This window comes from Oceanirhabdus sp. W0125-5, assembly GCF_027938815.1.
Taxonomy (GTDB): Bacteria; Bacillota; Clostridia; order Clostridiales; family Clostridiaceae; genus Oceanirhabdus.
The window spans coordinates 1,576,298-1,592,978 of sequence record NZ_CP115913.1 but is presented as its reverse complement, the minus strand read 5'-3'; the positions used below and the strand labels follow the sequence as shown (position 1 = coordinate 1,592,978).

The window sequence follows — 16,681 nt, the reverse complement described above, 5'->3', positions numbered from 1 at the left end:
TTTATTCTCCTCTAAACTTTGTGAGATATCTATATGCTCTAACTAAACCACAATATATATTAGGAAAGATATAAAAAACTCTTAATAACATCCTTCTAATTATTGAGATATTTTTTATATTTCCTCCAGTAAATTCTCTAAATTTCTGATTATATTGAATTTTCAACTTATCCATAATTTCTTTATTATAATTCATTTCATATTTAACTCTATAATAGGCAATTTGTATATTAAATAGATATCTGAATTCTGCTAGATAAGTCAACTCATTATTCTCTTCATTTTTAAAAAACTTAATACCTTCTTCTAATGCTTCTAGTTTTTCCAGCCTTTTAATACTATAAGTGCTTCCAGTAATACTATTTGACCGTTGAAGATAATAATATAACTTTGCATCTGTTACCACAACTTTAGTTGATTTATACAATAACTTATAAGTTACAAACTCATCTTCATGATACTTTCCAACTGGATATCTTATATCACAGAATAAATTTCTTCTATATAATTTACCACAAGCAACAATCATACTTGCTTTGCTTTTCTCAACTATTTTTTTTACTGCTTCAATATTAGAGTATACCTTGGTATTGTTGTTACTAAATTCTTTAGTTACTTCCTTATCTTCATACACTATATTATAATCACATATTGAAATATCAGCTTTATTTGTATGCAAATTATTATATAACACTTCTAACATATTTGGATGTATAAAGTCATCACTATCTATAAATGTTATATACTTTCCTTCTGAGGTTTGTATTCCAATATTTCTAGCAGCAGATAAGCCTGAATTTTCTTGATGAATCACTTTTATTCTTGAATCTTTTTCCTTATATTCGTCACATATTCTTCCACTATTATCTGTTGAACCATCATCTACTAAAATCAATTCAAAATCCTTAAATGATTGTTCTAAAATAGAAGAAATACATTTCCTTAAATATCTCTCTACATTATATACTGGGACAACAATGCTTATTTCACTCATATTATTCACCTATCTATAAGTTTTCTTAGTTTTCTGGTACTTCTTCTTAACTTTATTTATAAAACTATCAACTTTAAACTCTTCTTCTATCCTTGGAGGATACATTATTAATTTGTACTCATCGCCACCAGTATCAACAGCTCTAATAGGAAAATCATCTAATTTATTAATTCTTTTTATCTGGTGATTAACTAACCATTTCCTCACAACTTCTATTCCGTCTTTTTTATTCCACCAATTTTTACTTTTACATCTTTCATATAGTATATTTAAGTCTGCATGTAAGAACAATATTTCATGTCTATGTTCTGGCAATAGCTCTCTAAGTTTATTTAATCTTTTATTTTTTAAATCAACAACTTGTCCTTTTATCAGAATAACTTTATCATTATTTCCTTCTACCTTCTCAACTACTCTATCCAGTATTTCATCTCTTCTATAAATAATAGGATCATTTCTATATTGCCCTATATATTTTATAGATTCTTCAATAAAGTTAATCTCTTTATTCTTCCAACCTAATTTTTCTATTATCTTTAAATCATTATTTCCTATCATTTTTCTAATAAAGGTTTCTTTTCCCACTGCACTACTCCCCAATATCCATACAATATTGCTCATTATTTCACCTCCATTTTTTTATTAATCATCTATTTATAATTTTTTTGTAAGTTCTAACAATAATCGTAGATATAACTTGAAACTCTTCTTCTCTCTTTAAAGCAATGAAATAAAATACATTTGGAATAACTAAACATATGGCTACTTTAATTATAAAGGTACTAATTGTAACTTCATTAATGAGACTAACAAATAAGGATGTTATGAATATGCTTATTATAGTTAAAGAAAATCCTTTTATTTGACCTTTCAAGTATATCTTAAGAGAACATCCAAATTTACTTTCCATTAATAATTTTGCTTCATACCAATAGTAAGTTGATAAAGCAGTAATTGAAGTAGCTAACAAAATACCAAACAAACCAAATAATTTACCCATTAATATTGATAAAAATATATTTAGGATTGCAGCAATACTCATAATATACTTAACCTTTTCAAACATTCCTGAAGCCATTCTAAATACCTTTATAGAATTTCTAGTACAAATTAGATAATAGTTAAACACTATTACAATTACTATTTTCCAATGAAGTAAATATTCTTTACCAATCCATAAAGTAATAAAGTCTTGGAACAAAATATATAAACAAGTTGTTGTGAAACCTGAAATCCAGCAATTTATTACCTGTATAATATTAAATATCTTATACTGATTTTCAACCCTTTCTTTAGCAATAAGATTTCCAACACTAGCTGAGATACCTGAATAAAATGTAGTTACTAAGCTTAAAACTCCAACAATTATCAAGTCATAATTTGAGTAATATCCTACCCATACAGTTCCAACTAATATTGAAATTAATATATTATCTGTCCCAGTAAGTAATGATCTAGCAAATCTATAAATAAAAACCTCACCAATCTTGTTCATTATCTTCTGTTTTTCTTTTATATCTAAAATGTTATTTATAGTATTATCCTTTAAAAAAGAATATAATCTATTCACCTTTCTACCTATAAAAAAACTATACAATATATTTTTTCCAAGAAAGATGATTAAATAATGAGTATAATCTTCCGTTAGTAAAAGAAAAATAATTTGAAGTATCAGTGCAATACACTCAAATATAAATTGATATAAGGATACTATATATTTTTTTTGATCTGCTAATATTAGATGTGCTTTATATATATACATATTAGAAATAGTAATGCTAATTAAAAACAATATATAATATACAGATATATTAGTTAGTGCTATTTCTGTGTTTACCATAAATTTAAGTATAGGAATTATTAATACTCCTATGAACATCATAATTACCGACATTATAATATATATATTCTTAAAAAATCTATAAATAGCAGTTATTTTCTCTGTATCTTCCTTACTTATTGGATCATATAAGCTATATACCATAACCGACCCTATACCGAATTCTGCAAATGATAATAGGACAAATATATTAGTAAATAATCCATTAATACCTAAAAACTCTGTTCCTAAAGTCTTAATGAACACTGTCTTCGTTACTAGATTTAAGAATAGAAAGAAAAACTGACTTATAGCTCCCACTACGAAATTTCTTATAGAGTTAACTTCTCTTGATTGCGTATTCATCTACTAATCCAACTTTCTGTAGACATTCCAAAGTACTGGAATCTCTATATTTAACTTTTTACAGTCCTGTTTATATATACTTTAGCTAAAGGATATATGCATATGAAGATTAATGATATGAGCTTATATAGCTTTAATCTAAAAGCTATAATGCACACACTATAGAAGATTATTTCTAAAAAACTGGGTAGCTTTAATAATACTTTAAGGGCTCTTTTATGTGAAAACAAACGTATTATAGACTTATTGTTTGCAAACTCAATAATTGTACTATATATATTATTGAAGGACATCCCCTCTGAAAGTATCTTTTTAAAAATAGTCCAGCAAAATACACGTGCTCCTAGAGGTACAAATAAATCTATATTTTCTTCGTATTTATGCTCAACTATTAAGAAATTATCATAATCATCTATCATCTTTAAAGCCTTCTCAGTTACATCTTCATTTTTATTAGATGTAGATGCTTCATAAATATAATAGTAATATATAGGCTCATTTAATACATAATACTTAGGGTTAAATGAAAAAGCTTTCAAGTTAAACAAAGAATCCTCCATAAAAACTTTTTTTGCTGTATCAAACCTTAGATTATGTTTATTTATAAATGAACTTCTATACAGCTTCCCCCATACATAACCAAAGGAGCTTGATGTCTTAAATAAATTATATCTCTTCTTTTTTTCTTTACACCCATATTTATCTATTTCACCTGAACTATACGCATTTGATGATACTTTAATTTCCTTATCTACCCTGAAGTAATTTCCGCTAACAATATCGAATCTTTCTTTTTCTGCAATAGTTATCAATCTTTCTATAGCATCTTCCACTAAAACATCATCTGCATCTACGAAAGAAATATATTCCCCTGAGGCTAATTCCATTCCCTTGTTTCTTGCAACACTCTGGCCATAATTTTCACTGTGAATCACTTTAATTCTACCATCTTTTTTCTTGTAATTATCACAAATCAATGGGCAGCTATCTGGTGATCCATCATCTACTAAAATGATTTCAATCTCCTTATATGTCTGCCTCAATAAACTATCTAAACATCTCTCTAAATATTTCTCTGCTTTATATATTGGTATTATAATACTTACCTTCATACCTTTCCTCCAAAATCTTAGAATATAGAGATTCCACGTTAAAAGTTGATTTATTCAAATAGATTAAATGTATTGTTATCTAAATTATAATTTTTAATTAAAGAACAAACAATTTCTTCACAACTGGAATTTTCTTTAATAACAAAACTGATAATAAAGATATCAAAAGAACAAATAATGCAAACAATAGATTAGTTATAATATTATGAGAGTAAGGAAATCTTTCAAAGTATTTTATAAATAGACTCCCCCAGAACATATGCATAAAATAAATACCAAGAGAATTTTTACCTGTAATATTGATTAACTTAAAAACTTTATGATTTCCTTTATATTTTAAAGCTAAAATATATAGGGCAATTACCATAAATAATGTTGGTATTGTATCATATCCATACCATACAATATCGTAAATTTCACCATTACTTTTTGACATTAACACACCGTACAATGTTAGAATCACCATAGAAATAACAATTGTTGAAATTGATCTTATTACCCATTTCTTTTCATGAAATTTTTCTTTATATTTAAAAAATAATCCACCTAAAATAAAGTAGACAATTGAATATCCATATATACCTCTAAATGCATTAAACTCATCGAAAAAGTTGATATTCCCTCTTAAATAGTTTTTACCTATTATAAATTCTAAAACATTAGCACAATTTGATAAAAAGACATTTCCAAAAGTCATTATAAAAGCAATTATTAGAAAAAAATACAGATTATTAACTTCACTGTCATATGTCTTTTTAATTAACGGGAAAAAAATATAAATAACTACCAGTGCTTGCAAAAACCATAGATGATTAATCCAGTGTGGCTTCCAGGTCACTAAACTTTTTACAAACTCAAATAGAGACATATATTCATTTTTTATTGGCATTAAAATAAGTAAAGTTATAATTCCCCAAATTACTGTTATAAAAATAATAGTTATTAATTTATAGATATGTTTTTTTAAATTAAAGTTTTTATTTAAAAGCAAAGCACCATTTAGAAAGAAAAAAATTGGAACACAAGTGCTAAAAATTGATTTAAAAAAATAATTTAAATATGAAACTTGCTTTTGAGTTTCTAAGAAATTTATTGATAAATTATTGTAGTGATAAATAACAACGAAAAAAATGGCAATTGCCTTTAACAAGTCGATAAATTCATATCTTTTTTTGATACATTCCTCCATAGTAAAATCCTCCAAAACAAAAATACTTATTAAGCTCCTTATGTTCTTCTATTTACTAAGCCTTTATAATTTCTGATAAACATCATAAATACCTGTTTAACTTCCTCTTCTCTAATTAAGACAAAGAAGTAAATTATGTTTGGCACAACTAAACATATTGCCATTTTGATTATAAAGGTACTAATTGTAACCTCATTAATTATACTGACGCATAGTGACGTTATAAATACACTTATTATAGTTAATGAAAAACTTTTAATTTGCCCTTTAAAATATATCTTTACAGAACATCCAAATTTATTTTCCATTAATAATTTTGCCTCATACCAATAATAAGTTGATAACGCGGTAATTGTAGTTGCTAGTAAAATACCAAATACCCCATACCTAGTCCCCAATACTATGGATAAAACTATATTTATAACAGCTGCAATAGATACAACTATTTTTACTTTTTCAAACATACCCGCAGCTAATCTGAAAACTCTTATAGTATTCCTGATGCAAAATATATAATAGTTTAATACTAAGATAATTAATATACTCCAATCAAGCAAATACTTTTCACCAATCCATAAGATAATAAAATCTTGTAATAAAATATATAGACAAGTTGTTGTGAACCCTGCAATCCAGAAATTTATTAATTCTGTTATTTTAAATAGCTTGTACTGATTTTCAACATTTTCTTTAACAATGAGATTCCCAACACTAGCGGATATAGCGGTGTAAACAGCATCAACTAAACCCATAACTCCAGCAATTATTGCATAATAATTTGAATAATATCCTACCCATACTGTTCCAACAATCATTGAAATTATTATATTATCTGTTCCAGTATGTACTGAATTTGCAAAATTATAAACAAAAACTTCTTTGATTTTATTAAGCATTTGTTTCTTTTCTTTTTTATTTATGTTTGTATGATTATCTTCATTACTAATAAAAGGATATAACCTTTTGGCCTTTCTTGATACAAAAAAGCTATACATCACGTTTTTTACTAAAGCTATTATTAAATAGTGAGTAAAATTTGCTGTAGCTATAAGATAAATAATCTGAAGTATAACAGCAATTACATTAAAGAAAAATCTATATAATCCTACTATATATCTCTTTTGGTCTGCAATTATCAAATTAGATTTATATGCAATCATATTAGAAATAACCATGCTTATCAAAAATAATAAATAATATAATACTATATTATTTATAGCTACTTCAGTGTTTACAATAAATTTAAGCAATGGAATAAGTAATGTCCCAACAAAAGCAATGATTAAAGACATGAGCATATATATTTTTCTAAAAAAACTGTGTATAGTAGCAATCTTTTTGGTATCTCCCATTGCTATTGGTTCATACAAGCTATACACCATAACTGTACCTATACTAAATTCTGCGAATGATAATAAAACAAAAAAATTCGAAAACAATCCATTAATACCTAAAAACTCAGTTCCTAATTCACTAATAAACACTTTTGTTGCCACTATATTTAAGATTAGAATTGAAACTTGATTAATAACTCCCACAATTATATTTCTTATTGAGTTAATTTTTCTCGACTGAGTATTCATCTACAACCCAACTTTCTATTTAACTTTTCACCTTCATATGAATTATGCTATTTTCATTTTTTTTAATATCTTTGAAGAGAGTTTACTTTTTGCTAATATAAAAGGTGCATATGGAAAAAGGTAAGCTATTAAAATATAAATTTTATGATGTACACCCATTCTTTTTTCCTTCATAACATATCTTATATTATCTTTAATAATTTTTTGACATCTATTAAAATCCGATTTTTCACTATAATTACTCTTTATCATCATAAGTAATAATCTAAAGGCTTCATAAGCAAATCTTCCACGTATCAGCCCCTTAAATTCTGGATAATATCTATCAACAAATTCAATTTGCTCTATATGGATTTCAAGAGAATCAAATTTTTTCCTATTAAAATTTGATTGCATAATACTGTCATTTCTAAGATAATAGTGATATTTACATGATAAATTAACAACAACTGAATTAGCTTTATGAATAAGTTTATAAGTAGTCGCCTTATCTTCCATTATCATTCCTTCTGGATATCTTATCCCTTCAAAAAGCTTCCTTCTATATAGCTTATTACATGCTGAATATCCAATAAAATTATCACCAAAAAACCTTTCCATTGCATTATGACGGGTAAAGTTCACCCATTCTTTTTTTCCCATAGTTTCAAATTCAATTTTCTCATGGTTAGTAACTTTTGTTAAATGCATAACTGAAATATCAGCATTGTTTTTTATAATTCCATCATACAAAATTTCATAATAATCTGGTTCTATCCAATCATCACTATCAATGAAACCTATAAGTTCTCCAGTAGCTACATTTATCCCAGCATTTCTAGCTGAAGAAAGTCCCCCATTTTCCTTATGAATTACAATTACTCTATGATCTTTTTTCTTATATTCATCACAAATAGCTCCTGATCTATCTTTAGATCCATCATTCACTAAAATTATTTCTAGATTTTCTATTGTTTGGTTCAATATAGAATCCACACATTTCCTTAAATACAATTCCACATTATAAACTGGAACGATAATTGAAATTTTCATACTCCTTACTCCCCTAAACATTATGGATGTTATCTTTACCTTTTACCCCTTACTTTCTAACATAAACTCTAGATTCAGGCATCTTCCCTACCTTTTTTCTAAGAATACTAGTTTTGCAGAAAATATGCTCATCAAAATGTTTTTCCATATACTTTATTCTATAAAAGCTAAATGACCATCCTATGAAAGCTCCAATAAATGCACCTAACCCATATAAAGATTCAGATAACCTTATTGAAAAAATACTTCCTAATAGAACACAAACACAGAATATTATACTTGTATACATTGCACCTGTATTATCATTAAAATAAAACATATAGATTATGTTGCAATACATAAGAAATATTGCAAAGAACGCACATACTAAAGATGGATATATAGCTAAGACACTGCCCCCAAATCCTAAATTAGGCATTAATATAATTGCTATAAAAAATATTGTAGTTGTTATTATAGCTTGCATACCAGCCAAATGACTTACTTGTTGTACTAGTAATCTAAACAAACTTTTTTTAGCTACAGTTATATCCTTCCATGTTTTTCCTATAACCGCTTCATTATACTTCTGATATTTATTATGGAAGTTCGTTTCTGCCATAACTGTAAATATTATAATTGTTGATATATTAGTAAACATAGCGAGACAGGATGCCATATCATAACTCTGCATACTTACATAACTTTTTGCAACAATAATATGTGATGGATGAGTCCAAAAAACAAAATTATGAATATATAGTCCTAGTGTATATAAGAGATTACAAAAGAATATTTTCTTATGATCTGCAAAATAATGTAGGCAGTCCTTATAATTTTTACTATTGCTGTTAAAATACTTTCTCATATATGCAAATTCTAAAAAGGCAATAATTAAAAATCCAAGGGTAAGTCCATAGAGGATAGCTTCTATTATACTCAGTCCAAATTTATTAAACAAATTAGCAGAAATAAAGGTTACTATCATTCCAATGGTGTAATATATAGCAATTATCTTATAATCTTTTGTGGCTGATAAATAAATCATTGAATAAAAAGTTATAATCATCACTATGAAAAAGCAATATGATACGAAAGCAAATATTGGATCTACTCCACCTATAAAAATTACCCTTAATATAAAGGGTATACCAAAAATTGCTCCTACTAATGTATTTAAAAAAATACCTGTATAAAAGGATGGTAAAATATCCTCGTATTTTTCTTCATAAATTTTATCTGCAATATATCGTGACATTACTCCATTAAATGCTGATGTAGTTAAAAGGGAGAAGATAAATACATAAAGAATTGTTGATGACAATAACTCTCTTTCAGCATATGGAACCGACACTAATCCTAAAGTCAAATAAAGTGCCATGATAGTAGCAATTACTATTACAGTGGGTCCTACTGTAACTAAAGTACTGTATACTATACCTCCAGCAATCCTCGATATACTATCTTCTTTAAAAATACTTTTTAATTCAAAACCTATCCCAGCCATCTATCTCACCTTACCTTTAACAGCTTGTCTTCTTTTATCTGTTAATTTATTATAAAGATCATAATATTTATGAAATACATCATCATTTTGATAAAAGTTATTTGCTCTGTTATATCCATTCAGCCCCATCTGTACTCTTATTTTTTCTTCCTTTGCTAGATAAACCATTCCCTTTGCCATTTTTTCTACATTCATAACTGGCACTACAATTCCAGCATCTCCAAATTGATCATTTTCTCCATAAATCAAACTAAAACAATCCCCTACATTTGTTGATATACATGGTTTTTTTGCAGCAAATCCTTCTAATATAACAAGAGGTTGCCCTTCACTTAAACTACTTAATACTGTAAAATCCATCTTACCTAAATATTCTTTTACATTGACTCTACCAGTAAATATAACATCTTCAGCACCTAAATCCTTTATTAACTGTCTACATTCCTCAACATACTTTGGTTTTTCATCTAATGGTCCCATAATCCATAACTTTAAATTAGGCACCTGTTTTTTAGCCAAATAAAAAGCATTGATCATGGTTTTTACATCCTTAATTGGAGTAACCCTTAAGACTGCCCCACAATTTATATACTTGTCATTAACATCCTTTTGGGGTAAAACTTCAAAGTCAGATACATTTACCCCATTATGAATAACATTAGTCTTCTCTCTTAAACATCCTAAATCAATTTGGAACTCTCTAGCTCCTTCAAATAAGGCTGTCACCTCATCTCCAAAATCATAACAACAGCTAGAGAATTTATGAAATTGTTGTATCCATAAATCCTTATAAAGACCTCTAACCCATTTAGCCTTTATTATTTCTTCTTCTCTTTCTCTTGTATATATTCCATGCTCTGATATTAACAAGGGTTTGTTATATAGATATTTACACATACTCCCAAAGACTCCTGAGTATCCTGTAGACATTGAATGATACAAGTCTGCCTTTACTGGCTTATTCTTAAGAAGTAAAAACAGTGGTAGATACATAGACCTCATTGTCCACAAAAAATCAGTGAATACTGCATTTTCATAGTTTTTGTTATAATAATTTTTTGTCATCTGAAAAAATTCTTTACTTGTGAGTAATTTATCTAAAGAAACTGTTGTATTTTGAAAAAATTTGAATACCCCATCCCAATCTACTTCTGTACCAAAAAACAAGCTTTCTAAAGCCTCATACTCTTTTTTCTTTAATTTAAATTTCTTCTTCTTATTATCTATATAATCATCATCAAGCAAATACAGTTCATGAATTTCACTTACGTTATCTGGTATTTTATACTTGAACTCTCTTTTTTCATTTCTATCCACTACTAGTGTTTGAATAACAAATTCAATATCGCTAAATCTTGTTAACATTTGCTGTATCCAGCTTGAAACCCCACCTGTAATATAAGGATATGCCCCTTCTACTATCAAGCATACTTTCATCATTCTCACCTTCTCATCTCAATCAATTTATCTAAGGCTAATATCAACTTCTTTATTCTCTACAGTAACTAAATATGCTCCTTCTTCTATCTTTTCAATTGTTCCCTCAGTAATACTTTCTACTTCCTTGGTTGTTCTCAAAATAAAATAAGATTCACCATACCATTTATCAAATCTTATTTCAATCTTATTCTTAAAGTATTCTATAGATGGATAGTTATTTGAATATTTTTTAACTGATTCTACTGTGTCTGAAATATTACGTGCCTTTATCATATTAAATTTATCTCTATAAGAGTCTATAAATTTTTTATACTTCTTAGATACGTTCATCCAATTATCCTTATCACCTTCTGGAAAGATGATCTGTTCTAAATTAAGATTTTGTACAATAGCACCAAAGGCTGTAATATCAGCATAAAATTCTAGTTTCTCTAAGTCAGTATAAGTTACCCCATTTATAGTAAAGGGAATAAATACTGTATTTTCAGTAAGATATCCAAAAGTTTTGTTATTAACTGTTCTTGGACCTAAAACAGAGTCCATATAGCTTAAATATCCTTTATCTATTAACTCACTCATTACTTCAAAATCTTGCTCCTTTAAGAGTATAGATTTTAGATTTTTATCTTTAAATAATTTCTTATATAATTGTATATCTTTTCTCAAATCCCCTGAATAGACCATTCCTAATTCTCCGCCTAATTCATAAATCTTCTTTTCATAATTATTAATCTGTTTTAAAGTAAATGTATCTATTTCTTTATTATAATAATTATTAAAGTTATTCGTTATAAAGCCACTAGGAATAAGATCTCTACTCTTATTTATACCTAATATTTCTGGGATTATAATATCTTGTTGAAGTTGCATAGCATTTCTACTATATATCTCCTTAAGTTCACTAGTATTCTCATTACTCACATAAGGAAGTCCTGAATAAGTAAAAACTTTTGCATTAATAATAGGGTAAATATAATCTGGATATATCTGAGCCATAATCGCTGACAGAATACCATGCCCTATATTAGATTCGAAAAAAGGCACATTTACAACATAAATCTCACTTTCACCATAAATATTACGCCAGATTACTGCCGACTCTTCCGAACTAGCAACATAGGTCTTCGTTGTAGATAACAGCTCTACTTTTGGTTCGTTAAACAATATTTCTGGAAACTCCAATAATCCTCCTAGTAAAAATCCTGGCAAAAATTTTACTCCTTCTTGATACTGGGATTGAGTTACTTTCTTTATACCCATGATTTCTTCTAGCTCACTTGTTTGAATATAATCCACATCAGGCATTGAAGTGAATATTATATGTTTACCTTTTTCTATATATTTCAAAAGCATGTCCACATTTCCCAGACTAGGAAATTCACTTCCATTAATTATTATAATTTCGGCTGATAATAATTCATTATCTACAATGTCTTCAAATGTTACTTTTGAGATATACTCAATTTTAGCTTTTTCCAAGCTTTCTTCAATAATTTCCATGCTATGGTTTTTGTCTTGTCCTGTTACAATTAAACAAGATGGCTTACGTACAACATCTTGTTCTTCTTCAAGCTTAATTAAATCATTCTTACTTTTAGCCTCCAAATTTTGTTTATTTCTTCTTATAAAATAGTTCAAATTTATTATAGTCATCATTAGGATAAAAACTAAAATTATAATTGCTGCAACCCCAAAATAATTTTCATTTCTCACCTTGTACTCTCTGTGTTGATCCTTCATCATACTCTCTCTTTTCCAATACCATGAGGACTTTTTCTATTCCTTAGTATAATATTAAATGTACTTAAGATCATAATAACCATATACTTTATAGGTTTTATTAAACCTGAATGCATACTTTCTCCATTCTCTCTTTCATGCATTACAGCAGGTATTTCCTTAATATTATATCCCTGCATAATCATTTGAATTATCATGTTTATGTCAGGATACTTATAATCAAAATTTCCGTAACCTGCATAATAAGTAAATGCTCTTCTATTTAGACCTTGTAGTCCTGATGTAGGATCAGTTATATCATTTTTAGTGAATATTTTAATTAATACTCTAAAGAAGGAAATTGCAATATTTTTTAATTTAGATGTCTTAAAGGTACTACTATCACTTAAAAATCTTGACCCAATTACAATATCTGGTGTTTCAGTGAACATGAGATTCTTATTCTTAAGACAATCATATATTGTCTTTATATTAGAAATATCATGCTGACCATCTGCATCTAACTGTATAACATATTCATAGCCCTTTTTTTCAGCATATTTGTAGCCTACTTGTAAAGCCGAACCATACCCCATATTACACACTTGATTTATAATTGGTACTTTAAACTCTCTTACTACCTTTTCTGTATTATCTTTAGAACCATCATTTATAACTAAGATATCCCCAATTTCATTAATTCCAGCTTCATAAATTTTATTTAAAACACCCTCAATACTTTCTTCCTCATTATATGCAGGTATCATAATTAACAATTCTTTTATCATGTTCCTCACCCCTAACTATTTATCATCCCTTTTTTCATTTGCTCCATAATTAATTGAGAAATTGTTCAATGCATACTCATTCTGTACAATTTTATATACAATAATTTCATCATCCTCATAATATACACTCATCTCTTTAGGAAAATATTTCTTATACTCTTCAGCCCAATAATAAGCTTTTGACATAAGTATTTTTCTATGTTCTTTATAGTACTCATTATTTTCCATACCTCTTTCAAGAGTTTCCTGAGCATCCTCATAAGTCACCATATCTCTATTAATTATTCCTTTGTCATCCTTATTAAATCTCCATCCATATAAAATTAAAGGTCTTTTTTCTATATAGATAAAGACATATTTTGTAGGAACTCTTATTTCAATATCTTCATTCCAATTTTCTTGTTTTAGAATAAAATCACTTAATTCATAATGATATCCATTATTTTGTATAACACTTATATCATTTACAGGTGATACTATTGTCCACTCATGATCATTAAACTTTTCCATAATATCAAGATCATTTATCATTGCCCCTTTAGTCTGAAAATAATAAAAAGGAGGTAATGGACGTAAAAATCCAAGATTTACAATAATAAAAATACAAACTGGTATTGATATTAAAGTTATGATAGAACATTTTTTTCCATTTTCCCCTTTACCAAAAGTTCCAGATAATACTTCAAAGGGCATAGCTATAAAAAATGGTGAAAGATACGCAAAGAAAATTGCCACACGCTTTGGTTCCATCAAAGTAGGAATCTTTAACGCTCTGCACAGCATTAAAAAAATCAAAAATAAACCATAAATTGCAAAGGTCAACTGATATAGATTTTCTTCTTTTTTATTTTTAAATATTGCAAAACGCATACTATAAAGTATTGTTAGCGCTATTAGACTTAAAAAAATATACAATACTCTAAAATCTAAAAACACAAATTTATTAATATCATGTTTTGCATCTACTAAAAAACTCTCCCATTTGGATAAAGGTTTGATTTCTTCCATGTTTTGATCTTTTTCATCATTTTTAATTTCGTTTTTAATTTCATTTTTTTGTTCATTTGATTCATCATTACTACTATACTCTTTTCCTTGTATAACACGTACTGCCCAATTCATTGATTGTTCCATTTCATTTCCCATAGCAAGTCCTACTGCTAGAGGCGCTATAGCTACAACTGCACTTAAAATACCACATAAGATTAACTTCATTAATAATCTTTTTTTAATAATTCTATATAAATATACAATCCCTATTGATAAACACAACACTAATGCAATAATTGTTAGATAAAAATGTATACTAACAGTCATAGAAAGACACATACCAAAGAATACTAAGTCACTTATTTTTTTATCTTCTAAGTATCTAAATAAAAATATTGCCATAGGCATCAACATAATCATTCCATATTCTTGAGGAATGGAAAATTGAAAACGATAGATTGACTCAATATCATAAATATTAACTGTTGAATATACCATAATTCCAAAGAGTGCTGCATACTTAGCTTCCAATATTTTCCTAAGACCAAAATACAGCATTGTCATAATTAATACCATTGATACAACACCAAAGGAGTTCATAACTGTAACAGCTTTAAATCCGAAAACCACTGTTATAGCTGATACTATATTGTGAAATCCATGAGGGTAAACACCGTCTGGAAATATTTTTCCTCCAATAAGAGATTGAATCCAGTACAAATGAACTTCCTCATCAGGAGCTCCAAAACTTACAAAATTAATACTATTGTAATAAAAATAATATATGTTATATCCTATTATTGCCAATAAGATAATCCACTCAAGCTTATTACCTTTAAATACTTCATTACAAAAGGATTTTATACTTAATCTTATATTTAAAAATTTTCTATAGAAAAATAACTTTACTCCATATTCTCCATTTAAGAGATGTTTTATAGTTTCTTTACTATCTATATAAATTCTTTTAGCATCTTCTTTATCTAAAATAATCCTGATAAATACTGTTGTAAATAATAATGCAATTATTAAAACCGCCCTGTTAAATATATTTAAATATGATAGTATAAAAACAATATTCATCACATAAAAGTTTCCAACAATCATATATATAACAAATCTAGTAAAGATACTTTTATTTTTCACAATAGGCTTAATCATAAAAGATGTTAAGATTATAATCAGGATAAAATAAGCAGCAAAAACCTTACTCAATTCAATTAAATTTTTAATAAGCAATTGACCACCTCTCTCCTAATGACTAAAAAATCGTACCTTCTCTAACATCTCATGATCCAACACCACATCAGATTTTTTTAATTTATCCATCAATAATAAAAATTCGCTTCTATCTTCATTCATGTAATAATATCTTAATGCAGCTTTATAACTCTCTAATTCATTTTCATTTTCTTTTAATGCTTTTTCAACCCAAACATTTGCTCTATCATTCTCCCCTATGTCTAACAAAATACATACAAGCTTATTATATAATTCTCCTGAAAGTTCCAATGGCAAATACTCTTCCATTGTTATTACTAACTCTTCAAACAAACGAGAATAAAATCTTTGTTCTGCAGATGATAATATCTTTTGTGATAAGAAATTATTCAGGTAATCTATATACTTGTTACATAACTCACTATTTTCCTTATCTTTAAGGTACTCATTTCTTAATTGTTTTTCATTTGCTTTAAATTCATTAATAATATCTGAAATAGCTGAAGCTGCATAGTGGGAAACTTCACTATCTTTATGCTCCACTGCTTTTAATATTGCTTTTGCAGAGCTGTTGCTATCCTCTCTTACTACATCAAGTAGTAGCTCTCTTGCACTCTTTTTATCAGATACTATAAGAACATCTTCTAGTGATACTTTATTTAATGCTTTTCTCATATCAGGTTTTAAGATCATTTTGATTCTTTCCTTGCTTAAACTTAATTCCTCAAGGTTAATATCGCTATCTCTTCTTTTGAAATATATTTCATATATAAACCATGAAAAAAACAGATACAATGGTCCTACTACTGGACATATAATCATAAAATTACACATTATTATTCCACCATTCAAATCTTTTTTTAACAATTTAAAAAGAAGATATACCAGTGCAATAATAAAATTTAATAATAAAACACAAATTATTATTTCCAATTTACTCAT

The 16,681-nt window shown here is 27.3% G+C and carries 13 protein-coding genes; all 13 read right to left on the bottom strand.

Features of this window, described 5'->3' with window-relative positions; all coding sequences use genetic code 11:
* Position 1: 1 nt before the first annotated feature.
* The 13 genes from OW730_RS07630 to OW730_RS07570 all read right to left on the bottom strand — a co-directional run bounded on the left by OW730_RS07630 (position 2) and on the right by OW730_RS07570 (position 16,681).
* Positions 2-994, bottom strand: a complete 993-nt coding sequence (locus OW730_RS07630) for a glycosyltransferase family 2 protein (RefSeq protein WP_271228453.1) — start codon at positions 992-994, stop codon at positions 2-4.
* 9 nt (positions 995-1,003) lie between these two features.
* A complete protein-coding gene (locus OW730_RS07625) occupies positions 1,004-1,615 on the bottom strand; it encodes a hypothetical protein (RefSeq protein WP_271228452.1) in 612 nt (203 codons plus the stop codon).
* Between the two features lie 25 nt (positions 1,616-1,640).
* The gene (locus OW730_RS07620) at positions 1,641-3,179 is read right to left on the bottom strand and encodes a lipopolysaccharide biosynthesis protein (protein ID WP_271228451.1); all 1,539 of its coding nucleotides are present in this window, start codon (positions 3,177-3,179) and stop codon (positions 1,641-1,643) included.
* A 50-nt stretch (positions 3,180-3,229) separates the two neighbouring features.
* Positions 3,230-4,291 (bottom strand): glycosyltransferase family 2 protein, encoded by a 1,062-nt coding sequence (locus OW730_RS07615; RefSeq protein ID WP_271228450.1) that lies wholly within the window; start codon positions 4,289-4,291, stop codon positions 3,230-3,232.
* A gap of 97 nt (positions 4,292-4,388) precedes the next feature.
* A complete protein-coding gene (locus tag OW730_RS07610; protein ID WP_271228449.1) occupies positions 4,389-5,480 on the bottom strand; it encodes an acyltransferase in 1,092 nt (363 codons plus the stop codon).
* A 38-nt stretch (positions 5,481-5,518) separates the two neighbouring features.
* Positions 5,519-6,976, bottom strand: coding sequence for a lipopolysaccharide biosynthesis protein (locus tag OW730_RS07605; protein WP_271228448.1), 1,458 nt, complete (start codon positions 6,974-6,976; stop codon positions 5,519-5,521).
* A 129-nt stretch (positions 6,977-7,105) separates the two neighbouring features.
* Positions 7,106-8,095, bottom strand: a complete 990-nt coding sequence (locus OW730_RS07600; RefSeq protein ID WP_271228447.1) for a glycosyltransferase family 2 protein — start codon at positions 8,093-8,095, stop codon at positions 7,106-7,108.
* A 49-nt stretch (positions 8,096-8,144) separates the two neighbouring features.
* Positions 8,145-9,581, bottom strand: coding sequence for an exopolysaccharide Pel transporter PelG (pelG, locus tag OW730_RS07595; protein WP_271228446.1), 1,437 nt, complete (start codon positions 9,579-9,581; stop codon positions 8,145-8,147).
* The gene (pelF, locus tag OW730_RS07590) at positions 9,582-11,021 is read right to left on the bottom strand and encodes a GT4 family glycosyltransferase PelF (protein ID WP_333781264.1); all 1,440 of its coding nucleotides are present in this window, start codon (positions 11,019-11,021) and stop codon (positions 9,582-9,584) included. It abuts the gene before it with no gap.
* Positions 11,022-11,045: 24 nt separating this feature from the next.
* Positions 11,046-12,764, bottom strand: coding sequence for a DUF2194 domain-containing protein (locus OW730_RS07585; RefSeq protein ID WP_271228445.1), 1,719 nt, complete (start codon positions 12,762-12,764; stop codon positions 11,046-11,048).
* Positions 12,761-13,528 (bottom strand): glycosyltransferase family 2 protein, encoded by a 768-nt coding sequence (locus tag OW730_RS07580; RefSeq protein WP_271228444.1) that lies wholly within the window; start codon positions 13,526-13,528, stop codon positions 12,761-12,763. The genes OW730_RS07585 and OW730_RS07580 overlap by 4 nt, the downstream gene beginning before the upstream one ends.
* A 15-nt stretch (positions 13,529-13,543) precedes the next feature.
* Positions 13,544-15,733: a hypothetical protein gene (locus tag OW730_RS07575; RefSeq protein WP_271228443.1), complete on the bottom strand. Its 2,190-nt coding sequence runs from the start codon at positions 15,731-15,733 to the stop codon at positions 13,544-13,546.
* 39 nt (positions 15,734-15,772) lie between these two features.
* Positions 15,773-16,681 (bottom strand): hypothetical protein, encoded by a 909-nt coding sequence (locus OW730_RS07570; RefSeq protein ID WP_271228442.1) that lies wholly within the window; start codon positions 16,679-16,681, stop codon positions 15,773-15,775.